24 protein-coding genes and 1 pseudogene are annotated in these 21,996 nt (G+C 66.5%); 13 read left to right on the forward strand and 12 right to left on the reverse strand.

The genetic code is table 11. The annotated features are described in order from the left end of the window. Positions 1-138: 138 nt before the first annotated feature. The 4 genes from ACFWJX_RS16060 to ACFWJX_RS16075 all read right to left on the reverse strand — a co-directional run bounded on the left by ACFWJX_RS16060 (position 139) and on the right by ACFWJX_RS16075 (position 3,187). Positions 139-996 carry a fumarylacetoacetate hydrolase family protein gene (locus ACFWJX_RS16060; RefSeq protein ID WP_383242600.1) on the reverse strand — a complete coding sequence of 286 codons (858 nt, stop codon included), beginning with the start codon at positions 994-996 and terminating at the stop codon, positions 139-141. 138 nt (positions 997-1,134) lie between these two features. Further along, positions 1,135-1,848 carry a YidC/Oxa1 family membrane protein insertase gene (locus ACFWJX_RS16065; protein WP_383242603.1) on the reverse strand — a complete coding sequence of 238 codons (714 nt, stop codon included), beginning with the start codon at positions 1,846-1,848 and terminating at the stop codon, positions 1,135-1,137. Positions 1,849-1,959: 111 nt separating this feature from the next. Beyond that, complete coding sequence (locus tag ACFWJX_RS16070) at positions 1,960-2,274, reverse strand: DUF6412 domain-containing protein (RefSeq protein ID WP_383242979.1); 315 nt, start codon at positions 2,272-2,274, stop codon at positions 1,960-1,962. 115 nt (positions 2,275-2,389) lie between these two features. After that, positions 2,390-3,187 carry a class E sortase gene (locus ACFWJX_RS16075; RefSeq protein WP_383242606.1) on the reverse strand — a complete coding sequence of 266 codons (798 nt, stop codon included), beginning with the start codon at positions 3,185-3,187 and terminating at the stop codon, positions 2,390-2,392. 315 nt (positions 3,188-3,502) lie between these two features. Here ACFWJX_RS16075 and ACFWJX_RS16080 point away from each other — a divergent pair, with 315 nt between their 5' ends. Further along, complete coding sequence (locus tag ACFWJX_RS16080) at positions 3,503-4,978, forward strand: beta-1,6-galactanase (protein WP_383242609.1); 1,476 nt, start codon at positions 3,503-3,505, stop codon at positions 4,976-4,978. A 5-nt stretch (positions 4,979-4,983) separates the two neighbouring features. On the opposite strand, the gene ACFWJX_RS16085 is transcribed toward ACFWJX_RS16080, so the two are convergent. Next, positions 4,984-5,148: a hypothetical protein gene (locus ACFWJX_RS16085; protein WP_383242612.1), complete on the reverse strand. Its 165-nt coding sequence runs from the start codon at positions 5,146-5,148 to the stop codon at positions 4,984-4,986. On the opposite strand from ACFWJX_RS16085, the gene ACFWJX_RS16090 reads away from it, so the two are divergent. From ACFWJX_RS16090 to ACFWJX_RS16110, 5 genes are all read left to right on the forward strand, one after another. Continuing rightward, positions 5,147-6,172, forward strand: coding sequence for a hypothetical protein (locus tag ACFWJX_RS16090; RefSeq protein ID WP_383242615.1), 1,026 nt, complete (start codon positions 5,147-5,149; stop codon positions 6,170-6,172). The genes ACFWJX_RS16085 and ACFWJX_RS16090 overlap by 2 nt on opposite strands. Before the next feature lie 114 nt (positions 6,173-6,286). Then, positions 6,287-7,453: a DUF262 domain-containing protein gene (locus ACFWJX_RS16095; RefSeq protein ID WP_383242618.1), complete on the forward strand. Its 1,167-nt coding sequence runs from the start codon at positions 6,287-6,289 to the stop codon at positions 7,451-7,453. Continuing rightward, positions 7,450-8,019 (forward strand): HEPN domain-containing protein, encoded by a 570-nt coding sequence (locus ACFWJX_RS16100; protein WP_383242620.1) that lies wholly within the window; start codon positions 7,450-7,452, stop codon positions 8,017-8,019. Before ACFWJX_RS16095 ends, ACFWJX_RS16100 begins: the two co-directional genes overlap by 4 nt. Before the next feature lie 32 nt (positions 8,020-8,051). Then, complete coding sequence (locus ACFWJX_RS16105) at positions 8,052-9,014, forward strand: NaeI family type II restriction endonuclease (RefSeq protein ID WP_383242623.1); 963 nt, start codon at positions 8,052-8,054, stop codon at positions 9,012-9,014. 21 nt (positions 9,015-9,035) lie between these two features. Beyond that, entirely contained in the window at positions 9,036-9,497 is a 462-nt protein-coding gene (locus tag ACFWJX_RS16110; RefSeq protein WP_383242626.1) for a very short patch repair endonuclease, read from the forward strand. Here ACFWJX_RS16110 and ACFWJX_RS16115 read toward each other — a convergent pair whose 3' ends face one another. Continuing rightward, positions 9,498-10,721 carry a DNA cytosine methyltransferase gene (locus ACFWJX_RS16115; protein WP_383242629.1) on the reverse strand — a complete coding sequence of 408 codons (1,224 nt, stop codon included), beginning with the start codon at positions 10,719-10,721 and terminating at the stop codon, positions 9,498-9,500. Positions 10,722-10,882: 161 nt separating this feature from the next. On the opposite strand from ACFWJX_RS16115, the gene ACFWJX_RS16120 reads away from it, so the two are divergent. After that, positions 10,883-11,632 carry an HNH endonuclease gene (locus ACFWJX_RS16120; protein WP_383242632.1) on the forward strand — a complete coding sequence of 250 codons (750 nt, stop codon included), beginning with the start codon at positions 10,883-10,885 and terminating at the stop codon, positions 11,630-11,632. On the opposite strand, the gene ACFWJX_RS16125 is transcribed toward ACFWJX_RS16120, so the two are convergent. Next, positions 11,629-12,261: an ATP-binding protein gene (locus ACFWJX_RS16125; RefSeq protein WP_383242635.1), complete on the reverse strand. Its 633-nt coding sequence runs from the start codon at positions 12,259-12,261 to the stop codon at positions 11,629-11,631. The genes ACFWJX_RS16120 and ACFWJX_RS16125 overlap by 4 nt on opposite strands. A gap of 218 nt (positions 12,262-12,479) precedes the next feature. Here ACFWJX_RS16125 and ACFWJX_RS16130 point away from each other — a divergent pair, with 218 nt between their 5' ends. Together ACFWJX_RS16130 and ACFWJX_RS16135 are read left to right on the forward strand one after the other, a co-directional pair. Beyond that, a complete protein-coding gene (locus ACFWJX_RS16130) occupies positions 12,480-13,325 on the forward strand; it encodes a helix-turn-helix domain-containing protein (RefSeq protein ID WP_383242637.1) in 846 nt (281 codons plus the stop codon). After that, positions 13,326-13,538 (forward strand): DUF397 domain-containing protein, encoded by a 213-nt coding sequence (locus ACFWJX_RS16135; protein WP_383242640.1) that lies wholly within the window; start codon positions 13,326-13,328, stop codon positions 13,536-13,538. Positions 13,539-13,620: 82 nt separating this feature from the next. Here the strand turns inward: ACFWJX_RS16135 and ACFWJX_RS16140 are convergent, their stop codons facing one another. Then, positions 13,621-14,964, reverse strand: a complete 1,344-nt coding sequence (locus ACFWJX_RS16140) for a transcriptional regulator (protein WP_383242643.1) — start codon at positions 14,962-14,964, stop codon at positions 13,621-13,623. A 514-nt stretch (positions 14,965-15,478) separates the two neighbouring features. On the opposite strand from ACFWJX_RS16140, the gene ACFWJX_RS16145 reads away from it, so the two are divergent. Both ACFWJX_RS16145 and ACFWJX_RS16150 read left to right on the forward strand, forming a co-directional pair. Further along, positions 15,479-16,675, forward strand: coding sequence for a JmjC domain-containing protein (locus ACFWJX_RS16145; protein WP_383242646.1), 1,197 nt, complete (start codon positions 15,479-15,481; stop codon positions 16,673-16,675). Further along, positions 16,609-17,466: an aldo/keto reductase gene (locus tag ACFWJX_RS16150; RefSeq protein ID WP_383242648.1), complete on the forward strand. Its 858-nt coding sequence runs from the start codon at positions 16,609-16,611 to the stop codon at positions 17,464-17,466. Before ACFWJX_RS16145 ends, ACFWJX_RS16150 begins: the two co-directional genes overlap by 67 nt. Here ACFWJX_RS16150 and ACFWJX_RS16155 read toward each other — a convergent pair. Beyond that, positions 17,454-18,311 carry a hypothetical protein gene (locus ACFWJX_RS16155; RefSeq protein WP_383242651.1) on the reverse strand — a complete coding sequence of 286 codons (858 nt, stop codon included), beginning with the start codon at positions 18,309-18,311 and terminating at the stop codon, positions 17,454-17,456. The two genes, ACFWJX_RS16150 and ACFWJX_RS16155, sit on opposite strands and share 13 nt — an antisense overlap. A gap of 100 nt (positions 18,312-18,411) precedes the next feature. Here ACFWJX_RS16155 and ACFWJX_RS16160 point away from each other — a divergent pair. Then, positions 18,412-19,022 (forward strand): annotated as a pseudogene (locus ACFWJX_RS16160) (Scr1 family TA system antitoxin-like transcriptional regulator). A gap of 45 nt (positions 19,023-19,067) precedes the next feature. Here the strand turns inward: ACFWJX_RS16160 and ACFWJX_RS16165 are convergent. From ACFWJX_RS16165 to ACFWJX_RS16175, 3 genes are all read right to left on the reverse strand, one after another. Continuing rightward, positions 19,068-20,324, reverse strand: coding sequence for an alpha/beta fold hydrolase (locus ACFWJX_RS16165; protein ID WP_383242654.1), 1,257 nt, complete (start codon positions 20,322-20,324; stop codon positions 19,068-19,070). Between the two features lie 124 nt (positions 20,325-20,448). Then, positions 20,449-20,952, reverse strand: coding sequence for a DUF2267 domain-containing protein (locus ACFWJX_RS16170; RefSeq protein ID WP_383242657.1), 504 nt, complete (start codon positions 20,950-20,952; stop codon positions 20,449-20,451). 111 nt (positions 20,953-21,063) lie between these two features. Next, entirely contained in the window at positions 21,064-21,495 is a 432-nt protein-coding gene (locus ACFWJX_RS16175) for an Hsp20/alpha crystallin family protein (protein ID WP_383242659.1), read from the reverse strand. Positions 21,496-21,663: 168 nt separating this feature from the next. Between ACFWJX_RS16175 and ACFWJX_RS16180 the strand changes: the two genes are divergently transcribed. Then, entirely contained in the window at positions 21,664-21,972 is a 309-nt protein-coding gene (locus ACFWJX_RS16180) for a hypothetical protein (RefSeq protein ID WP_383242662.1), read from the forward strand. The last annotated feature ends 24 nt before the right edge of the window (positions 21,973-21,996 follow it).

A 21,996-nucleotide genomic window follows, 5' to 3' on the forward strand; every position in this document is an offset into this window, starting at 1 on the left:
CCCCGGTGGCCGCCACCCTCCGCTGTTGTTCGGCACACCCCCAGTATCGGACGAACAGGTGGCGCCAACTACCCTCCGGAGCACACCAGTTGCTCTCGGAGCGCCGTCCGGCCACGCACAGCGGCGCCCGGCCGAGCGTTACGCCGGCTTCAGTTCCTGCCGCTGCCGTCCCAGCCCCTCGATCTCCAGCTCGACCACGTCCCCCGCCCGCAGGTACGGCTTCGGCTCGGGCTGCCCGAAGGCGACGCCCGCCGGTGTCCCGGTGTTGATGACGTCACCGGGGTGGAGGACCATGAACTGGCTGACGTAGCGCACGACTTCGCCCACGGGGAAGATCTGGTCGGCGGTCGTCCCGTCCTGCTTCAGTTCGCCGTTGACCCGGAGTCGTAGCCCCAGCGCCTGGGGGTCGGGCACCTCGTCGGCCGTCACGAGCCAGGGGCCGAGCGGGTTGAACGTCTCGCAGTTCTTCCCCTTGTCCCACGTGCCGCCCCGGTCCATCTGGAACTCCCGCTCGGAGACGTCGTGCGCGACGGCGTACCCGGCGACATGCGCGAGCCCCTCCTCCGCCGACTCCAGGTAGCGGGCGGTACGGCCGATGACGACCGCCAGCTCGACCTCCCAGTCGGTCTTCGTGGACCCGCGCGGCACGAGCACGGTGTCGTACGGCCCGACGACCGTGTCCGCCGCCTTGAAGAAGACGACGGGCTCGGCGGGCGCCGCGGACCCCGTCTCGCGGGCATGGTCGTGGTAGTTCAGCCCGATGCACACGACCTTGCCGATCCGGGCGACCGGCGGGCCGACGCGCAGCCCGGTCGCGTCCAGCGCGGGCAGCTCGCCGGACTCACCGGCGGCGCGGATCCGGCCGAGCGCCTCGACGTCGGCGAGCAGCGCACCGTCGATGTCGTCGACCAGGCCCGACAGGTCCCGCAGGGTCCCCTGGGCGTCGAGCAGCGCGGGACGCTCCGCACCCGCCGTACCGACTCGCAGCAGCTTCATGATCACAATCTCCCTCGATCGCGGCGCGCCCGCCGACGGGTGCAGCCATCGGAGGACTGGTCGATCCTCCGATCTGGGCGTCCACGCCGCAAGACCCGGTTCACGTACTGGACCGTCATCACGGCCCTCATCGCCTCGTCACCGGTAGAGCACCGCGCGCTCGACCACGCCCCAGGCCGTGCTGGTGACGACATACAGGGCGGCGGCCAGCGGCACGACGGCGACGGTGACGAGGGTGAAGAAGGACAGGAACGGCATCACCTTGGTGACCGCGCCCAGGCCGGGCGTCTCCTCCCCGACCGTCGCCGCGTTCGCGGCCGTCGTGCGCCGGGAGAGGCGGTAGCCGAAGGTGGCGACGGCCGCGACGACGGCGAACAGCACGAGGTGGACGAGCCCGGCCCCGCCGAACATCCCGCCCGCGGCGAGGGCGTCGGTCCAGCGGTCGCCGAGAGGCGCGTCGAGGAGCCGGTGGGTGAGCAGGCCGTTGGTCTCGCCGCCGATCGTGGAGTGCGAGAAGACGTAGTAGAGGAGGAGGAAGGCGGGCGCCTGGAGCAGGCTGGGCAGGCAGCCGGACAGCGGGGACACCTTCTCCTGGGCGTGCAGTTCCAGCACGGCCCGCTGGAGCCTCTCCGGGTCGCGGGCGTGCTTGCCGCGCAGTTCGGCGATCCGCGGCTGGAGCGCGGCCCGCGCCTTCTGGCCGCGTGCGGCGGCCCGTGACAGGGGGTGGACGAGCAGCCGTACGAGCGCGGTGAACAGGATGATCGCGGCGGCGGCCGCGGAGGCGTGGAAGAGGGGTTCGAGCAGGTCGGCGAACCGCTCGACGAGGTGGACGAAGAGAGAGAAGACGGACATGGGTGAGGAGCCCTCCGGGGGTCTCGTCGTGCCGGGACGTGGATACGGCGGCATGACGGCCCCGCGCGGGAGCACGGAGTTGATGTCGGTTGCTCGTGTGGCTGGTGTGCCCTACGCGACGGCCGTCGGCAGGGCGCGTCCCGGCGCCCTGGGCCGGGGCCGTCCGGAGGCGTCGGGATCGCGCTGCGGCAGGAAGGCCGTACGGCGGTCCCGGTCGCGGATGGCCGTACGCACCCGGGTGCGCGGCACGGCGGGGGCGCAGCGGGCGGCGGCGAGCGAGCAGACGGCGAGGGCGGCACCGGCGGCGGTGGTCGCGGCGAGGGCGACGGTCGCGGAGAGGCTGCCCGCGTCGAGCAGGGCGAGGCCGAGGACGGCGAGGAGCAGGGCGAGGCCGGGCCATCTGCGGAGGAGGGGGGTGCGGAGCATGGTGCGGATCACTCTGGCCCCCTCCCTGTGCATGGCGCCGTGTGCCGTGTGTGGTTGCCGCTGTCCTTGTTCGGTTATACCCGAACGGACCGGGGCGTGGGGAGAAGGCCCCGCCCTACGCCGTCCGGCCGCGCACCTCCACCAGCTTCCCCCACACCACCAGGCGGTAGCGGGAGGTGTATTCGGGGGTGCAGGTGGTGAGGGTGAGGTAGTGGCCGGGGTCGTCGTAGCCGTAGCCGGGGACGGTGAGGGAGCGGGGGACCGGCCGGATCACGCCGGTGTCGCGGGGTGAGGTCTGGGCGAGGACGACGTCGACGGCGTACGTGTAGGTCGCGTCCGCCGTCTCGACGACGACCGTGTCCCGCGGCTCGAGCCGGTCGAGGTGGCGGAAGGGCTCGCCGTGCGTGTTGCGGTGGCCGGCGAGAGCGAAGTTGCCTTGCTGGCCGGGCTGTTGGGTGTGGGCGTAATGGCCGACGTAACCGTTGTCGAGAACCTTCCGCTTGCTGGTGCCCTCGGCGACGGGCGCGCGGACGCGGAGGCGGGGGATGACGAGGACGGCGTACGCCTGGGAGGGCGAGGGCCGCGCCACGGAAGGTCGCGGGCCGGAGGTGACGCGGGACGACGGCGTCTCCGGCCGCCCGGTGACCTGCTCGGGAGGGCCGGATTCCGGCGTGGCCGCCCCGGAGTCGCCGCCCGTGCCCGCGCCCCACTGCCGCTCCAGGGCCTCCACTCTCCGCTCGGCGCCCTCGCGGGCCTCGCGGTTGGTCCACCACAACTGGTGGACGACGAGGAGCAGACCCAACAGCCCCGCCGTGACGAGCAGTTCGGCTCCGGTCCACAGTGCGCGCCGATGCCGTAGGCGACGCCGTTCGCGACGCCGCCGTACGCCGTGGTGCACGACGGGTTCCCGCACGGGCGCCTCCTTCACCGGGGCCGCCCGCACCATAAGCGCGCGGCGGCGAGGTCTCCAGACCCGTGCCCGGCCGATCGCCCAGGAGTCCTTCTGTTCGTCCCCTCGAACCTTCCTCCACAGGTTTGAGAAAGGGGTGTCAGAACTCTCGACAAGACCACGCGCCGCCCCCGATGCTTCGTGACGCGCTCAGGAACTCACGTTCCCGCACGAGATACGAGTGGCGGACCCGGCCCGGGACGGCCGGCCCGTACTCGGTCACGGACGCCGCCGGTCGGGACGGCCGGCCCGTCCTCAGTCGAGTGAAGCGGAGAAGTCATGATCCGACGCAGAACCCTGCTGGCGGCCACCGGCGGCGCCCTCCTCGGCACGGGCCTGGCCGCAGGCACGGCCCACGCCGACGCGACGATCGGCGTCAACCCGTCGACCACCTTCGGCAGTTGGGAGGGATGGGGCACCTCCCTCGCCTGGTGGGCGAACGTCTTCGGCGCCCGCGACGACTTCGCCGACATCTTCTTCACCACCAAGTCGGTCGCGTACGGCGGCAGGACGCTTCCCGGCCTCGGCATGAACATCGCCCGCTACAACCTGGGCGCGTGCAGCTGGAACAGCGTCGGCGGCCAGTCGATGGCGGTCTCCCCCAACATCCCCGCGTTCAAGCAGATCGAGGGCTTCTGGCAGGACTGGAACAACGAGGACCCCACCTCCTCCGCGTGGAACTGGTCGGTGGACGCCAAGCAGCGGGCGATGCTGACGAAGGCGACATCGCGGGGCGCCACGACCGAGCTGTTCGCCAACTCCCCCATGTGGTGGATGTGCCAGAACCACAACCCCTCGGGCGCGGCGGACGGCGGCAACAACCTCCAGACGTGGAACTACCGCCAGCACGCCTCCCACCTGGCCGCCGTCGCCCTCCACGCCAAGAACAACTGGGGCGTGAACTTCGCGACGGTCGACCCCTTCAACGAACCCTCCTCGTCCTGGTGGACGGCGACCGGCACGCAGGAGGGCTGCCACATGGACTCCACGGTCCAGGCGGCCGTACTGCCCTACATGCGCAGCGAGTTGGACAAGCGCGGCCTGACCGGCACCCGTATCTCCGCGTCGGACGAGACGAGCTACGACCTCTCGCGCACGACCTGGAACTCCTTCAGCGCGTCCACGAAGGCCCTGGTGAACCGGGTCAACGTGCACGGCTACCAGGGCTCGGGCGGCCGCCGGGACCTGCTGTACACGGACGTCGTGACAACGTCCGGCAAGCCCTTGTGGAACTCCGAGACCGGCGACAACGACGGCACCGGCCTCTCCATGGCGAAGAACCTGCTCTACGACTTCCGCTGGCTGCACCCCACGGCCTGGGTGTACTGGCAGGTCATGGACCCGTCGACGAACTGGGCGATGATCGCGTACGACGCGGCCACCCTCCAGCCCGGCGCCGTCACCACGAAGTACTACGTGATGGCCCAGTTCAGCCGCCACATCCGCCCCGGCATGACGATCCTCGACACCGGCGTCAGCTACGCCGTCGCCGCCTACGACAGGACGGCGCGCCGCCTGGTCATCGTCGCCGCGAACACGGCGACGTCGGCCCAGACCCTGACCCTCGACCTCTCCCGCTTCGCCACCGTGACCGGCGGCTCCGGCGGCCTGGTCCCGCGCTGGAACACGGCGACGTCGGGCGGCGGCGACCTCTACACGGCCCGCTCGGACACGTATCTCTCCGGCAAGACGGTGAGCGTGCCGTTCGCGGCGGGCGCGGTGCAGACGCTGCAGATCGACGGAGTGACGATCTAGGGGGTCTAGGCGGCGTGTAGGGGCGCCCGGCTCAGCGCCCTCGGGCCGAGGGCGTGCAGGGGGCGCCCCCACACGCCCTCGGGCCGCAGGCCGGGCTCCCCGCCCGTCCCCATCCCCTGGCCTGCGGCTATCTCCTCTTCGTCACCGGTCGGCAGTACGGTGTCACCCATGCGCCCCGACACGCCTGCCGAGAACGTCGACCACACCGCCGAAGCGGCACGCCTGGAGCGGACCGCCGGCCTGTATCCCGAGGACGCCGAGGCCCTGCTGCTCCAGGCCGCGGCCCACCTGGAACTGTCCGGCGACCGCCCCGCCGCGACGACCCTCTACGACCGCCTGCTGTCGTCCCCGGCCGTCCTGGACGCCCCGCACCTGGTCCGCGCCCTGAAGGCCTCGAACCTGTGGGAGTACGGCCACGAGGCCGAGGCCCGCGCGATCATCGACGGCATCCGCGCCGCCGCCCCGCGCGACCCGGCCCCCTGGGTGATCGTCGCGGAGTCCCTGGAGTCCCACGACGAGCTGGAGGCGGCGGAGGCGACGTTCACGGAAGCGGCCCGGCTGCTGCTGACGGACGTACCGGAGCCGCCGTACGCCACGCATCCCCTCCTCTTCGGCCGCCACCGTGTCCGCCGCATGCTGGGCGCGGCCCACGACGACTGGGACACCCTCGCCGACACCCTGAACACGTCCCCGGTCTCCCTCGACGAACTCCACGACCCGAAGCGGGTCTGGTCCCTCGGCTCGGAGAACCCGGCGGAGCTGGAGGCCGAGATCTCCCGCCTCCGCGCCGAACTGGGCACCTTCCGCGAGGCCCTCTCCCGCCCCTTCCCGGTGGCCGTCCTGCACTGGCCGGCGGGCGAACTGGCGGAGCTGGTGTCGGCCTACCCCGCCCTGGCGGACGAGTACCCGTCCCACGAGACCCACCTCGCGGTGATAGAAGCGTCGCTGCGAGAGCTGGCCGCCTCCGGCACGGGCAACCTCGGCATCGTGACGGGAACGGTGCCCTCGTACGAGGCCTTCGCCGCGTCGGAGGGCATGTCCCCCGGGGACTCCGACCTCCTGCCCCAGTACGCGACGACGCTGGCGGCGAGGGGGAGGGCGGTGGGTTGGCCGCCGGGGCGGGGGGGTGCTTGTTGGTGTGGATCGGGGGTGGTTTATGGGGGGTGTCACGGTCACCCATCCACTGGACGCTGACCACTGATCCACACTTCAGTTCAAGGTCTGGAAAACGTAGGCTAGTCGCGCCCTGACGCCATATCATCAAGAGGTTGCGGGCCGCAATTATCGAGGGGGCGCCAAGTAATGTCCATGGATTTCTCTGTCGATGAACCAGACGCTGACGACGAGCAAGAGCAAATCAGCGAGTACGACATAGTCTCGTCCCCTAACGACTTCAACACCCTGACTATCAATAGCTTCATCGACCAGGGGGCAATCCAAACACCCGGCTTCCAGCGCAACTACGTTTGGGACATCAAGCGGGCATCCAAGCTAATTGAGTCACTCATCCTCGGACTGCCAGTACCTCAGGTATTCCTATACGAGGAAAACCGGAACAGTTTCCTCGTCATAGATGGACAGCAGCGGCTCCTGACAGTTCATTTCTTCATGAAAGGCCGGTTCCCCAGAAAAGAAAAGCGCGGCGAACTCAGGAAAGTACTAAATTCAGGCAAAGGGCTGACCCCTGAACTGCTGGCAGACGACGAGTTCTTCACTCCTTTCAAACTCCAACTGCCAAAGCTGCCCAATGGAACACCAAACCGATTCTCGCGTCTCACGTACGACACTCTTGACGACTATCAGAATCAGTTCAACCTTCGAACGATTCGAAATGTAATCGTGAAGCAAATCAACCCAAAAGACGGCGACTCATCAATCTTCGAGATGTTCAACCGTCTGAACACTGGGGGTGTCAACCTCAACACCCAAGAGATCCGAGCTAGCCTGTACCACTCGAAATTCTTCGAAAACTTGTTTTCACTTAATGAGCACAAGGCGTGGAGGGCCATCCTCGGCACAACCGACCCCGATTTCCGTATGCGGGACATTGAAATTATCCTTCGCGCCTTGTCACTGAACCAGGGCACGGATTCATACTCGGGCTCGATGACCAGCTTCATCAATGCGTACTGCAAAGAGGCCCAAGGCTTCACTGACGACCAGGTCACGCAAATCACTGGGGACTGGGAATGGTTCCTCAGAATGATCGAAGACTGGGATGAGTGGACTTTTTGGCCGGGCCGTAAGAAGTTCAGTGCTCTATTTTTCGAGTCGGTCTACTGCGCAGCGCAGCAGCTTCGCTCGGAAGGCCACGATGTCAGCAGTCTGAATCACGAAAAAGTGGCAGCCTTCGGACGCAGTGATGACTTTTCCGCTTTCTCGCAAGAGGGGTCAACGAAGACAGCGAACGTGAGGGGCCGCCTTGCTGCAACCTACGGTCTCATGCGAACGCTGATCGAAGAGGTGTCACGGTGAGCCTGCCCGCGAAACCAGTGGCGCTCCTATACGACGACCAGCAGCAGATGCTGGCTGAGCTCCAGGTCCGTGAGCCCTCATTCCACTCAACTCTGCAAACGATGCTGCCGAAGGTCCTCTTGCTCGCCGCCGCGAGTGAATTTGAATACTACGTATGTCTACATCTACGGGACTACGTGCGAGATCATGTCACTGCTCCGGGGATAGTTTCCCTGGTGGACCGCAAGGCTATCAACCGACAATACCACACCTACTTTGACTGGCCCAACAAAAAAGCTGGCCCTTTCTGGGCGCTCTTTGGCAAGGATCAGAAAAAGGAGATCGAGGTTGAGATAGCCGCTAAGGAGCCCATCCGTGAGGGTCTACAATCTTTTCTAGAGGTGGGGTCCGTCAGGAACGAACTCGTTCACAGCAACTACGCAACCTATACCCTCAATAAGACTCTCGAGGAAGTCTATGAGCTCTACCGTAAAGGGTCTGCTTTCGTAGATGAACTCCCTCGCCTGCTACGCGTTTCAGCCGACGCCAGTGATCAAATAACCGCCGCCACGCGAGGTCCCCGTTGACAACTCATCAGGACGAGACTCTTCCTTTCGACATGTCTGATACCACGGCAATAAGCGTGACTGCCAGCGATGTGGAGCTGAAGAAGGTTCGCGAGCACATTCTGGCGATGGATCCTTACGGACAAGAGTTCGCCGCCGTTCTGCGCCACACCATTGATCAACTACTGGACGGCGAAAATACAGGTCGTTACGATTGGCGCCAACTCCATAAGACAGAGAAGACTCACGCAGGAACTCTTGTCGAGATCAACCTCCAGCGCAGGTTTGAGTTCGATGAGGGACGCGACATGGATTACGAGATCGCCGGCATAGACGTTGACTGTAAATTTTCGCAGGATCTAGGCGGGTGGATGATCCCCCCCGAGGCCATGGGTGAAATTTGCCTGGTCGTCTGGGCAGATGATCGAGCCAGTAAGTGGAGTGCAGGCCTCATTCGCGCTGACGAGGAAAAACTCACCCGCAACGGCCTTGTGACGCGAAAAGGGAATCGCGACCACAAATACCGGCTCAATAAATCCAATCTGCATCTGGTCAACTGGCTTTGGCACCTCCAGCCGCTGAAGGAAAACCTCCTGCTGCATCTGGACGATGAGACACGTGAAGCGCTATACGCCCCCAAGTCTGGACAGAAGCGCGTCAACGAGCTGTTCCGCCGAGTCCAGCAGCGGAGAATTGATCGCAATGTAGTCAGAACGTTGGCGCAACAACATGACTACATGGCCAGGGTACGGGATGACAAAAACCGCATCCGAGCCCGCCCAGCTTTGCGTGAGGAGGGATATATAATCCCGGGTGACTCTCGCAACCACCAAGCTGTCGCAGAGGCGCTCGGAGGGCCCGTTCCGGAAAGGGGCGAGTTTGTAAGTTTTAGGGTTGCCGTGGCACAGCCCCACCACGGCGATCGGCCATCGGCCGAACTCGATGGTCGCAGGTGGGTGGCCGTAGGCCCAGACGAGGAGGCAGACCGGCCGGCCCCCATGCTGCCCTCCCGGTAGTCGAAACGCGCGAGGAACCTCATGGAAGTCGAGTGGCAGCCGCCGACTGGGTCTTGGGCTTCATCAGCAGCCAGGCGCCGGAACATGCAGGCAATCCGCAGCCGCGACACCGCGCCTGAGCGGCTGATCCGGCGACTCGTTCATGCCCAGGGGCTGCGTTACCGGGTAGCCGCAAGGCCGCTACCCGACCTCCGCCGAACCGCTGACATGGTGTTTCGCCCAGCGAAGGTCGCAGTCTTCATCGACGGCTGTTACTGGCATGGCTGCCCGGAGCACTATGTGCCACCAAGGACCAACCCAGGCTACTGGTCCGACAAGGTCGCCCGAAACATCGCCCGCGACCGGGACACCGACCAGCGGCTGAAGGAAGCCGGCTGGACGGTGCTCCGGTTCTGGGAGCACGAACCGGCCACAGAGTGTGCAGCCAGGATCGCTGCAGAGGTTGCCAAGCGGCGTCCCTCAACTAGCAAGCAGGAACAGTAATCAGTCCTTCTTGTTGTCCCTCTCGCGTGCGGCCCTCAAGACCTCTGCGATTGACTTACCCACCGCTTTGGCTACGGGCGGCGGGAAAGCGTTGCCGACCTGCCGGTACTGCGCTGTCTTGCCACCCGCAAACTGCCACTCCGGCGGGAAGCCCTGAATGATTGCAGCCTGCTGCACCGTGAGCATCGGCCCCTCTGCGCTAAAAAGGTCACGCTCCTCGGTGCCCTTCTTCAGGCAGGTTTCGGGATCGTTGGCCACACCAAGGCCGTTGACCCCAAGGTGCTTCCACGCCGCCTTTGCTCGGCTGGGACCAAGATCTGCGCCACCATGCTTCTTGGATCCACCGACCAGCGTCGGCGCGATACCGCCGCCCTTTTCAAGGAGCTCCTGATGACGGCCCTGCGCCGTTCGGAACCAACGGTCATATGCCGTACGAGCCCGCTCAGCGTGAGCACCGTTGAGGTACGGCTTGTACCTGGCGCGCATGGACACCTCTAGCGCCTCAGCAACGCTGACGTGTTCATCATGCGTTCGAGCTGGCCACTCGTACTTGACGTCCTTCAAGACGTCTTCGTGGAAAGCAACCAGGATGGCACGGGGGCGAAGCTGCGGAACTCCGAAGTCGCTGGCCTCCAGAACGGCCCACTCGCACACCTTGTACCCAAGGCCGTCCTCATGGACCACCTGGCCATCGTCGCCTCGGTACGAGCCTCCCTGGATCTTCGCCTTGATGAAGTCGCGGTAGTCGTCGAACTTCGGGTCCATGATCCCCCGTACGTTCTCGATCATCACGGCCCTTGGCTTCAGCTCGTCAATGAGGGCCAGCATCCGCGGGAAGAGGTCGCGCTCGTCGGCCTTGCCTAGCTGCTTGCCCGCGTGCGAGAAAGGCGGGCAGGGAACGCCGCCTGCCAGGAGATCCAGGCCGCGCCGCTGGAGCAGTTCCGCGCTCTTCCGCAGATGTTCGTCTCGGCTGAAGTCGTTGACGTCCGTCGGCGGCAGAACGTCGCAGTTTTCCTTCTCCCAGACCCACTCAGGGTGGATCGCGACGTTCGTCTCCAGTGTCTTGGCTGCATAAGGATCGATCTCCACCAGGGCAAGGTGACCGAACCCCGCCTGATGCAGTCCAATCGCCTGCCCACCCGCTCCGGCGCAGATCTCGATCGAGGTGAACTCAGGCTCCTCGATTCCCTGCTCCGGGTCGTTGGGTTGGTTGGTGCGGGTCATGCCCCCTCCTTACAGCCGTACAGCGGCGGACACATTTTGCCATCCGCCAACACTGAGGGTGACAGACCCCACTGACAACGAGACTCCCCCAAGTGTGCAGCACGCCTCGCGGTTCGCTGGACACCCCCTCCGCCACACCGAACGCTCATACGATATGACTCATGCGGATACCTTCCTGGACCGAGGACGAGCTGCTGCTCGCCGGGGCGCTCGTTGTGAAGAACGGCTGGCGAGAGCTGCGGACCAGTAACCCGCAGGTACACGAGCTGTCGGGGCTGCTCCGCTCGTTGCCGCTCCACGGGCCGGAGGCCCTTGCGCTGCCCGGCTTCCGGTCTCCCGACAGCGTCAGCCGCAAGACAACCGACTTCATGACCAACCACAAGCACTACGCTGGCAAGGCCACCCGGTGCGGCAAGCCCAGTCTGCTCATGATCGAAGCCTTCACCCAGCGTGAGAGCGAGATGCTCGAGGCCGCGCAAGCCATCGAAGACGCCATTGGCACGGGCGAGCTGCATCTCATTCCCCCGCAGCCCGACGAAGTCGACGAGACCGGCCTCAGTGCCATCGAAGGGCGTCTCCTCGTCCGGCGTGCGCTCGCTCGTGAGCGGGACCCAAAGCTCCGCGCGCGCAAGATTGACCAGGTACTGCGTCGCGGCGGCTCCCTCCAGTGCGAGGTGTGTGACTTCGACTTCGCTCGTGCCTACGGAGATCTGGGCGAGGGCTACATCGAGGTGCATCACGTCACCCCTCTCCACATCTCGGGAAGGCGGGAAACCAAGCTCGACGACCTGGCATGCCTGTGCGCTAATTGCCACCGCATGTGCCACAGGTACCGTCCCGGAGAATCCTGGCGCACACCGACCGCTCTCCGGGAGTGGATGCGCAGGCCCGTTAAGGAACATGCTCACTAGGCGCCATCCACTTCGGCTTCGTAGTGCATCTGCGCACGGTCGAGGATGTCGTCCGGATCGTGCCCCCTGGCGGCAGTCCAGTGGAGCAAGTCTGCGATCAGGGCCACCGCGGACTCCGCTTGTCCTCCACTATGCCCTCTCGCCTGTGGAGCCGTGATCCCACTCACACCTTGGTAGTTCTCCAGTGCCGCCGCAGCCCGCTCGAGGCGTTGGCAGGCGGACCCCAAGCTAGTGGCGATCTCACACCAGACCGCCTTGCCCGCCGCCGTGATAACCGTGCCCCAGTCCACTGCCAACGAAGCCACTATGTGCAGCCCGCGGCCACACACCTCGTCGCAGTCCGCGACCTTTTGTGATGGCAGTGCCTGACTCTTGTCGTGAACTTCGAGCCGTAGCCGTTCTCCCCGCCATTCGAGGATCAACGTCGCTGACACACCCTCGCCGACATGCTTGACGACGTTGCTAGCCAGCTCCGTTACCAGCAGTTCTGCCTCGTCGAACGCTACGGGCATGCCCCATTGACTCAGTTGCTTGGATGCCGCCCGCCGTAACAGGCCCACTTCCGCTGGCGCTGCCTCGAAGGGCAGAACGCATCGAAGCCGTGGTTCGGCGAATTCGTAGCCGGGCATAGCCACTCCTTCCTCCATGTCACGCAGGACTACACCATCCGTATCCACGCGAATGCTCTGAGTGACTTTCGATGGATGGAGCATGGCACAGAGAACTCTCGCAGTGTAACTTCTCACGAGAATCCATCGAGTGAATCTGATGGCCGGCCCTCCTCCCGCTGCCTAGCCTGATGGGGATCTCCGGGCCTCTGTCGCCCGGCCCATGGCGAAGGAGCCGCATGTCCGACCGGACCACTACCCGCCGCCGTCAACTGGGCGCGATGATGCGTAAGTTGCGTGCTCGCAAGGGGCTCACTCTTGAGGAGGCCGGGCGTCTCGTCGGTGTCTCCAAAGCAACGGTCAGCCGGTATGAGACGCAAGCCGGCCCGGTCAAGTGGCTCGTAGTCGACGCCCTGTGCCGCGAGTACGACGCAACCGAAGCCGAGCGCCGGGCGGTTGTCGCCATCGCCAAGAACGCCAAGCAACAAGGCTGGTGGAGTTCCTTCTCCGACTCCATTCCGGAGAGCATGAACCTGTTGCTGACGCTGGAAGACGAGGCCGTGCGCGAGAGCCACTTCGCCTGTGTCTACGTCCCTGGGCTCTTGCAGACCCGCGCCTACAGCACTGCACTGCAGAAGGCCAACGAAATCCCCCTGGAGGCATCGGAGATCGACCGCCTGGTCGACATCCGCATGAAGAGGCAGGAGGTCCTCACCCGCCCGAAGCCACTTCGAATGTGGGCGATCCTCGACGAGTCGGTGATCAGGCGTGTGGTCGGATCACCTCTGGTCATGCGGGATCAGCTCGACCGGCTGCTTGAGGCGAACGAGTCCCCTCACATCACGCTCCAGGTTCTGCCCTTCGCCAAGGGCGCCCACGCCGCCGCGCTGGGAAGCTTCGTCATCATCGGCGGAGCCGAACCGGCCCTCGACGTGGTTTACGTCGACTTCCACACAGGTTCGCTCTTCCTAGAAAAGGACGAGGAACTCAAGCGATACAGACTTGCGTTCGAGTACCTCCAGGCACAAGCGTTGGACATGGAGGCCTCCTCGTCCTTGATCCACCGCGCCCGCAAGGAGCTGTGAATGTCCCTCAGTCGTCAGCCCGACTTCGACCCTGCCTGGTTCAAGTCCTCGTACAGCGGCGGTAACGCGACGGAGTGCGTGGAGACGGCATTCCTGCCCGCAGGTGTGCTCGTACGGGACTCGAAGTCTCCTGGCGGTCCTCATGTCGCGGTGTCGACCGAGGCGTGGCGAAGGTTCGTGGGTGTCTCCGTGCGGTGCGACGCGGGATCGTAGACGAGGGTTGTGTCGATCGGTCCAGTTTGGTGACGTGAAGGTCGAGCCCTTGACCTTCACTGTTGGCGCATCCATGAGCAGCTCAGGCCGCGAGGGGCAACGCCCGCAGCCGTTCCTGGAACTCCCGGACGGCCGGCACCGACTGATGCGGCCCGAGCCGTTCGGAGAACTCCTTCAGCCGGTCGACAGCCCGCATGGAGCTGACCTTGCCTTCGAGAAGCTCCGCGCCATAGTTCGCGGCGTCGAGGGCTCCTTCCAGATCGTTGCCAGCAAGGCGAGCCTCGGCCAGGCGGCTGGATCGGACGGCCTTGTCTCGTGGCGCAGCGTTCTTGACGGAGTTCTCCAGCGAGCTGGTAGCGCGTTCCACCTGGCCCGAACGCAGCATGACCTTGCCCTCTGTCGACTTCAGCTGGGCTTCGCCGTACCAGTCGAGCCAGTCAGGGGATTCGTCTTCCGTGCGGCGGTCCCAGAGGGAAACGGCGTAATTCAGCGCCGATCCAGCCTTCTGGTGATCGCCGTCTCGTGAGAGCGCCTCAGCTTGGTGTAGGTAGAGGAATGACTGGGTGTACTCAGGCAGGGCCCGGGGAGCATTGTCGATGGCAGTCGAGATGAGTTCGACCCGCTCCGCTGTCCTCCCAGCCTCGGAGACGTGAACGCCCATTTCCGCTAGGACGAAAGCTCCGAAGGCATCGTCTCCTGCGGTTCGGGCGCTACGGAGGGCGCCTACGTAGTACTGCTGACCGGCGGACCGCAAGCCGGCGTCGTAGGCCATCCACCCCGTCAGATGGGACACCTGGGCCGCCAGGCCATACAGACGACTTCTGGTTTGTTCCGTGTATCGGCCGGCAGCGAGGAGACCAGAGATCAAAGCGAGGTCGCCCCGCGCCTGTTCCAGAAGCCGGGCTCCGCCAAGCTGGTCATCGAGCGTGCGAAGTGTGCCGATGCGCAGCTCAATGGTTGTGACCATCTGGTCCGTGACACGGTCGCCGTCGAGCGCTGAGGCGAACGCTGATGGCGCTTCGGCCCAGTCCGCAGCAAGGCCCGCGAGTGCGGCGCCAGTGATGGTGAGAAATCCCCGACGGTCCATGCGGCCACTCCCAACCAGATCAGCCAATGCCTCAACGGTACCGGCCTCGGTCCAGGGAGCGGCAATTCCTTTCACCTCCCAGACGGGGAGCCACCGCGGCCAACCCGCTGCAAGTACCTGCTCGTACGGGAGACATAGCAGGTCGCCGAGCACACGCTGAGCGTCCGCGTCAGGTTCCTGCCCCTGCTCCCACTTCCACACAGTCGTGCGGTTGGTCGCCAGCGGGACACCGAGCAACAGGCCTCGCGCTCGCATAAGTCGGGCGAGTTCAGCCTTCCCCCATCCGTTCAGGTGACGAAGAAACGCCAGCGGATGGACTGCTAACGGCTGACCAGACACATCATCACTCCTGTCGATCTCCAGCAGGGCGTAGTCAGGAGGCTACTCGCCGTATGGGCATCCAGCTGAGCGTCGTTCGGCAAGAGAAACCCCTCAGAAACGTTCCGAACCCGCGCCAAACGGCCGTTGACTGAGTGCGGTTCCCGGTGAACCGTCCGAGCGCCGCGCCTCATGGGAGTTGCTCCGCTTCCGACTCAGCCGAGCACTTCGCATGTCGTACGCCCTCGGGCTTCAAAGACCCCGAAGAGGAAGGAGCACGAGGTGGTAGAGAGCGCAATGCCGCCGCCGTCCCGAAGCGGACTCCTGGTGGCGGTGGAGGAGCTGACCGCCGTCCACGATCGGTACGACAGTCTCCGGTCCGACAACGCCGGCAGTTCAGGCGATGCGCCGTGGCCTGGTGGAGACGGCAACCTGCACGACGGCGAGTAACAGCGAGCGGCGGGGGCTCGCAAGTTCCGACATGCGGGCCCCCGCTGCCTCTGCACCACGTGGTCGAAGTCATGAGGAGGCAGTGATGGAACATCGGTTGATCGGGGCTGTCGAAACGGCTCTTGGGTGGAGGGGCGCGGAGGGTCTCGGAAGGGACTTCGTACGTGGACGCCTGAACGACCCGGAGGTGGTGTCCCGCCTTCTGACCCCTAACCGCATGCTCGATGTCGTCATGCGCAGGAGTCTGAACCGCCCGCAGTTCCGAGTTTTCCGTGAGGGCGAAGAGGTGCACCCGGCCGTCTACTTCACCGACAGCGTCAGCCCCCGGGGCCAGAGCATCCCAATGGTCAACATGCACAGCCTGGGCAGGCTTCTGCGCGATGGGGCAACCGTCATTCTTGACCAGGCCAATGTCTTCGACCCGACGATGGAAGTCACGTGCCGGGCGTTGCAGTGGTGGTCGCAGGAACGGGTACAGGTCAACGCCTATCTGACCACCAACGAGGCCTCAGGCTTCCCGCTGCACTGGGACGATCACGACGTGCTGATCGTCCAGCTCGCTGGGGAGAAGGAGTGGGAGGTACGCGGGACCTCTCGGCCGGTGCCCATGTACCGCGACACCGATCCCAACAACACCCCTAGCGAGGAGATCGTCTGGTCCGGGGTGATGGAGACCGGCGACGTGATGCACATTCCGCGAGGGTACTGGCACCAGGCGACCCGCAACGGCCACGGATCGGGTAAGAGCCTTCACGTCACGTTCGGCATCACCAAGCGCACGGGAGCGAGCTGGCTCGCGTGGCTCGGCGACTGGTGCCGCGAGAGCGAGGTCTTCCGACATGATCTCGACCGTTGGCACGGGAATGGCATCGCGTCCCTGACCGATGCAGCAACTCGGCTGATCAACGAGCGGTCCCCTGCCGACTTCCTAGCCGCGTACGAACAGACGATGCCTCTCCCCAGGCACGTGCCCTTCCTGGAAATCTTCGGGCAGCTAGATGCCGTGGTGTGCACCACCCACTTCGCTCCCCAAATCCGTGAGAACGGGCAAACCGCCGATGTGTTGGCGTCGGGCAGGAGACTCACGTTCGCGGCAAAGGCCCTGCCCGCTCTTCGCCTCCTGCTGAGTGGCGTACCAGTCCGTCTCGATCAGGCAGTGCCGACCGTTGGAGCTGAAGTGTTGGAGATCGCCAAAGTGCTGGTAGAGGAGGAGTTGTGCGCGTCGCTGACCCCCGAGTTGTTCTCGGGTTACACCGGTCTCGTCACCAACGCCACCTCCTAACCGGCGCACTGGACTTGGGTGTCACCGCCATCGACACCAGCACCAACTACCTCGGATTCCTCTCGCATGAAACCCTGGCGAGGACGGTGGGCGATCTGTTGCCGAGATTCACGGTCTCCACGAAAGTCGGCTACTTCCCGAGTCCAAGCGGAGCAGTACATTCCCTCGCCCCCTTCCGACTGCGTGCGGCCGTGGAGGATGCGGCCCGGGATCTCGGACGGGAGCCGGACGTCGTATTCCTGCACAACCCGGAACAGTCACTCCGAGGGGATGCCCGCCGCGACCGGGAGGTCCTGGCCCATGCATGTGCCGCTCTGAGCGTCACGACAGCCAAGGGCCTGTGCGGCGCTTGGGGCATCGCGACTTGGGACCCCTCATCGCTGCTGGGCCTGATCGATGGAGCCGCGGCGAGGCCCTCCGTCCTCATGGTCCGTGCCGGTCTCCTGGTAGGGGCGCGAATGCTCGATGCCGCGGACAGCCTCTCTGAGGCCTGGGACCTGGATCACGACAATAAGTGGGGTATGAGCCCCTTCGGAGGCAACACGAGCAACCCGCTATGGGAGAAAATCGACCCTCGTATTTTCCTATGCGACGGTGGGATCCTCTCTCACGTGCAGGCAGCCTTTCGCGCCGCCTATCTCCTCCCTCGGGTGGGCGCCGTTGCCGTGGGTTCTGATGAGCCCGCTCACCTGGGCGAGTTGGTCGAGGCGCTGTCTTGCGCGGCCGACGAACAGGTGATCAACGAGTACAGGAGCCTTCTCCGCGACCGGCTACGCGGTCAGCCCGCCTGAAACTCTGCGACAACCTGCTCCGCCAGGCGGCTTGCCGGTCCCAACCGAGGATCCTCAGGGTGCGCCTCCGGCCCGAGGATCTTCGAGCACGCGAACAGCGTCATCAGTTTGCCGTCCCGGCTCTCGAAGTCGCGGCGCCGCTCCTGCCTGACGCGGCCCGCCAGAGACGGGACGGCGAGCGAGCTTGCCCACAGGGTCGCGGAGTCCAGTCCGCGTGGCGCGGTCCCCCAGTCCTCCCAGTCGAAGAGACAGAAGGTGGGCGCGGTCATGTTGGCCCAGTTCAGGTCCGCGTGCGCGGGCACCCACTGCTCGACGGTCGTGTCGAAGTCATCTGGAAAAGCTGTACGGATGGACTCCGTGACGAGAGCTTGCGTGATGGTGACCGTGTCCGGCGTGGCGACGCGCATCGTGTGTTGCGCCGCGAGTGTGTCCAGCGAGGCGTTGAGGTCCTGCCACCACGCGTCTGTCAGCTGCGGGGCAGCGCCCAGTACCGCGGTGCCCACCGGCATTCCGGGCAGCAAGTCGGTCTCGTCGGCGCGCCACATCGCGGGCTCATCAGGGTCTCGCCAGACCACACATGCCTGCCAGGCAGGTTGGGCAATGTTCTGCAGGCGTGCGGCACATTCGGTGCCGTTCCAGCCCTGGTCCCCGATCCTGTCCAGCGAGCGGCGCTCGACCCGGACCCACGTGTGGCGGTCCGTCCTCGCGCCGACGGAGCGACGCTTGCGCACCACGGTGTCCGCGTCCAAACGAACCTGGAACGCCCGCTCGACGCGATCAAGAACCTCATCAACCGGCCGAACTCGTAGATCGACAGCACGACCAGTGGAGACCGGGAGCGACATGACAGCGACCGTAGCAGCGGTCCGACGGCTTGGTGGCTACCGTCCGCGTCACAGGTCGTGGCCCGGGAGCCTGTCCCCGTTGACGAGAGAGGGAGAGAAAATGACCCACGCGACCCCCTGGCAGCAGCGGCTGGCCACCGGAACGGAAGAGATCCAGGACGAGGTGATCCGCTGGTACCAGCAGACCCGCTATGGCAAGGCGTTCGTCCCCACCGTGATCTGGGGCACGCTTCAGACCGAGGCGTACGCCACCGTGATCTTGCGGCAGGTCGTCGAGTTCCTCGGGGTTCCGGATGATGTGCCGACCGGAGTGGCCAAGCGCATGGAGCGGCAGCAGGTGCTCTACGACGGGGAGCACCGGTACGACGTCGTCCTTGGCGAGCAGGGGCTGTACACGAACATCGGCGGGTCGTCGGTCATGCGTGACAGATGGAACGGCTCCTTCGTGACATCGGCCTTCCTTCACTCAACCTCGGAATCCTTTCCGCCACCGCCGAGGTGGGAGTCGTACCCAAGCCGGCGTTCAGCATCTTCGAGACGGACGAGAGACGCCGTGCCGACTACGAACGCGTCTCCCGGCGTGTGGACATCACCGATCCGTCCGAAATCGCCCTCTATGCCAAAGCCTTCGAAGCCATCAGCGGCGCGGCCTCTTACGGGGACGCGGCGAGAGCACTGATTTCGAAAGCCCTGGATCACTGGAGCAGGTGACTCCTCGGGGAGGGCGGTGTTGCCCCGACGCCGACGCCACGAGACTCAGCCCTGCAACCCCCTCCCCGCCGCCGCCCGCACCCTCCGAGTACGCCCGTGTTCGGCCAAGTGCGCCAGTACCGCGGCCGGGACCCCCGGGGTCTTCGTGAGTCGGCGTTGGAGCCAGTCCGAGCCCGTGGACAGGTGCGCCGGGTCCCAGGTGTCGGACGACGTGGTCAGGGTGTGGATGTGCGTCCACTCCTCCAGGCGGGTGAGGAGGAAGGGGGGCGGGGTCGGGCCCAGGGCCTCTCTCACTCCGGCCGCCCATTTCTGCCAGGTGGCGGCCGGGGAGCCGTGCAGGGCCTCGCCGCGCCGGTCCATGTGGTGGATCACCGCCGCGCCGGCCATCTGGCGGTCCGGGTCGGTGAGGATGCGGCGGATCAGGGCCGGTTCCTCGGCGGGCGGGACCTCGTCGAGGGCGCGGACGTACTCGGCGTACCGCGCGTGTTCGGCCGGCTCGGGGTCGGGGGGCCGTATGTGGGTGCGCGTCGCCTCGTACAGGGCGTCGGGGTTGTCCAGGTGGACGTCGTGGCCGGCGTCCGGGACCGTCGTGAGGACGGTGTCCGCCGGGCGGCGGGCCCGCATCCGCTCCGCTTCCTCCTGCCGCAGCAGGCCTCGCTCGGCCCGGATCACCAGAGTGGGGCAGGCGACCTGGGACCACTGTTCCCAGTAGCCGTCCGTGGACAGTGCCTCCACCGCCGCGATCATCGTGTCCCGGTCCACTCGCGCGTGGCCGCCGTCCGGTCGCCAGTCCAGGCCGTCGGCCCACGTGTCGTGGCCCAGGAACGCCGTCGCCTCGGCGCGGGAGGGGAAGGGGGCCGGCCAGTTGTCCAGCCAGTGCGCGATCTGCGCGGGCAGCTCCGGTGTACGGCCCGCCGGGCCCGCCTCCACCAGGACCAGGGACGCCACCCGCGAGGGGTGCGCCGCCGCGGTCAGCAGCGCCGTCAGGCCGCCCAGGGACTGGCCGAGGAGGACCGCCGGGGGGAGGGACAGGTGTGTCAGGAGGCTTACGGCGTCCCGTACCGCCGCACGCCTCGTCATGTCGGCCGGGGTGCGCGTGCTGTCGCCGTGGCCGCGGGCGTCGTAGCGCACCACGCGGTGGCCGTCGGCCAGGAGGCGGGCGGTCAGGTCGTCCCATTCGCCGAGGTGGCCCGCGAGGCCGTGGAGGAGGACGACGGGGCGTGCCGTCGGGTCCGGGTGCGCCGGGGTGTGGTCGCGGTAGGCGAGGCGGGTGTCGTCGGGGGTGGTGAGGTACGCGGTCAACTCCGGGGCCTGCCTGTCCTGGTCGCTCGGCGGGTGACCACAGCGTCTCCCCCGCCCCGCTGCCGCCGCCAGCGGATTTGCCGTACGGCGGCGGCAGGCGGGGGATGGAAAGTGGGCGGGCGGGTCAGGACGTGCGGGACGCCAGTTCCGCACGGCCGAACAACAGGGCGTAGCCCGGCGGGAGTCGGTCCAGGACCCGGTCGGTCAGGTCGTCGCCGATCAGGCTCGGCAGGGCGCTGAGGACCGAGCTGACGTCCCAGCGGGCCGTGGCCGGGGTGGCGCCCTCGATCCGGGTCGCCACCGTGTCGACGAACTCCTGCGCCGACTGCGGCCGGGTCGCCGGGATCTGGGACGCGATCACTCTCGCCGCCTCCCTCGGGAGCGCGCGGGCCAGGGCCACGCGCTCGTCGCCGGTGACATGCCCGCCCAGCGCGGAGAGGACGACACGGGTGACGCGTTCGGCCTCGGCGGTGGTCGAGTACTGGCCCGACTCCCGCACAGCGGCGACCAGTTCACTCCAGTCCCGGCCTCGGTCCCTGCGGCCGCCGTCGTCTTGCATCGCCGTTGCGCGTACGGGCCGCTGCGGGGCCGGAATCACCGTCCTCGGCGTCTGCGCGGTCTTCGTCATCGTTCGGGCTCCTCCTCCGAGTCCGGTGCGGTGTCGTGTGGTGCGGTTCGGCAGGGATGGGCGCGTCCCGTGGCCCCGGGGCCGGCCCCCGGGGCCACGGGACGCGTGGCGTCAGCCGCTGATCTGCCTGCGGCCCCCGTCGCCGCCCGTGATCTGGATGCGGCGTGGCTTGGCCTGCTCGGCCACGGGGATGCGCAGGGTGAGGACGCCTGCCTCGTACGAGGCGTCGATCCGGTCCACGTCCAGGGTGTCGCCGAGGAAGAGCTGGCGGGTGAAGGTGCCCGTCGGGCGCTCGGCGACGATCAGCTCCGCGCCCTCGGGGGCGGGGGTACGGCGCTCGGCGCGGACGTTGAGGACGTTGCGTTCGACATCCAGCTCGATCGTCTCGGGGTCGATGCCGGGAAGGTCGAAGTGGACGAGGAAGTCGTCCCCGGACCGGTAGGCGTCCATCGGCATGGCGGCGGGGCGGTCGGCGGTGCCGGTGCCGAAGACCTGCTGCGCGAGTCGGTCGAATTCGCGGAACGGGTCGGTACGCATGAGCATCACAGTCCACTCCTCTCCTCAGACTCTTCGGTGCGATGCCCTACGCCTTCTTATATAGCTCGGAGGAGGAAACTTGACAACCCTCGACTCAGGTTGGCCAGGATGCCTGGTCGGCGCGTTAGCCTCTGGGCGACCGGCTTCGGGGCGACGCGATCTCGAGGAGCAGTGATGGCGAAGGTACAAATTCCCAGTTCGGTGATCGCCGCGGGTGGCCTCGTCGGCGGGTACGGCGTGGCCCGGTGGACGAAGAAGCGGCCGCTCGGCGGGGCCGTACTCGCCGTGGCGGGGGCCGCGGCCGCGCAGCAGTGGCGGCAGCGGGCGGGCGGCAGGGCCGCGGGCGCGCTGACGGTCGCGTACGTCGCCGCGTTCGCCGGGTCCCACCCGCTGGCCAAGAAGGTGGGCGCCTGGCCGTCGGTCCTCGGAGTCGCGGGCGCCGTCGCGCTGGCCTCCTGGGCCGTGGCGGACCGCCGGGCCTGAGCCGACCGCCCAGGTCAGGGCCCC

The organism is Streptomyces sp. NPDC058335 (genome assembly GCF_042723915.1).
Classification (GTDB): Bacteria; Actinomycetota; Actinomycetes; order Streptomycetales; family Streptomycetaceae; genus Streptomyces.

Bases quoted from the DNA above. Each gene is read 5' to 3' on its own strand.
- ACFWJX_RS16060 (WP_383242600.1), bottom strand. From the start codon at position 996: ATGAAGCTGCTGCGAGTCGGTACGGCGGGTGCGGAGCGTCCCGCGCTG.
- ACFWJX_RS16065 (WP_383242603.1), bottom strand. From the start codon at position 1,848: ATGTCCGTCTTCTCTCTCTTCGTCCACCTCGTCGAGCGGTTCGCCGAC.
- ACFWJX_RS16070 (WP_383242979.1), bottom strand. From the start codon at position 2,274: ATGCTCCGCACCCCCCTCCTCCGCAGATGGCCCGGCCTCGCCCTGCTC.
- ACFWJX_RS16080 (WP_383242609.1), top strand. From the start codon at position 3,503: ATGATCCGACGCAGAACCCTGCTGGCGGCCACCGGCGGCGCCCTCCTC.
- ACFWJX_RS16090 (WP_383242615.1), top strand. From the start codon at position 5,147: ATGCGCCCCGACACGCCTGCCGAGAACGTCGACCACACCGCCGAAGCG.
- ACFWJX_RS16085 (WP_383242612.1), bottom strand. From the start codon at position 5,148: ATGGGTGACACCGTACTGCCGACCGGTGACGAAGAGGAGATAGCCGCA.
- ACFWJX_RS16095 (WP_383242618.1), top strand. From the start codon at position 6,287: ATGGATTTCTCTGTCGATGAACCAGACGCTGACGACGAGCAAGAGCAA.
- ACFWJX_RS16105 (WP_383242623.1), top strand. From the start codon at position 8,052: ATGTCTGATACCACGGCAATAAGCGTGACTGCCAGCGATGTGGAGCTG.
- ACFWJX_RS16110 (WP_383242626.1), top strand. From the start codon at position 9,036: ATGGAAGTCGAGTGGCAGCCGCCGACTGGGTCTTGGGCTTCATCAGCA.
- ACFWJX_RS16115 (WP_383242629.1), bottom strand. From the start codon at position 10,721: ATGACCCGCACCAACCAACCCAACGACCCGGAGCAGGGAATCGAGGAG.
- ACFWJX_RS16120 (WP_383242632.1), top strand. From the start codon at position 10,883: ATGCGGATACCTTCCTGGACCGAGGACGAGCTGCTGCTCGCCGGGGCG.
- ACFWJX_RS16125 (WP_383242635.1), bottom strand. From the start codon at position 12,261: ATGCCCGGCTACGAATTCGCCGAACCACGGCTTCGATGCGTTCTGCCC.
- ACFWJX_RS16130 (WP_383242637.1), top strand. From the start codon at position 12,480: ATGTCCGACCGGACCACTACCCGCCGCCGTCAACTGGGCGCGATGATG.
- ACFWJX_RS16135 (WP_383242640.1), top strand. From the start codon at position 13,326: ATGTCCCTCAGTCGTCAGCCCGACTTCGACCCTGCCTGGTTCAAGTCC.
- ACFWJX_RS16145 (WP_383242646.1), top strand. From the start codon at position 15,479: ATGGAACATCGGTTGATCGGGGCTGTCGAAACGGCTCTTGGGTGGAGG.
- ACFWJX_RS16155 (WP_383242651.1), bottom strand. From the start codon at position 18,311: ATGTCGCTCCCGGTCTCCACTGGTCGTGCTGTCGATCTACGAGTTCGG.
- ACFWJX_RS16170 (WP_383242657.1), bottom strand. From the start codon at position 20,952: ATGACGAAGACCGCGCAGACGCCGAGGACGGTGATTCCGGCCCCGCAG.
- ACFWJX_RS16175 (WP_383242659.1), bottom strand. From the start codon at position 21,495: ATGCTCATGCGTACCGACCCGTTCCGCGAATTCGACCGACTCGCGCAG.
- ACFWJX_RS16180 (WP_383242662.1), top strand. From the start codon at position 21,664: ATGGCGAAGGTACAAATTCCCAGTTCGGTGATCGCCGCGGGTGGCCTC.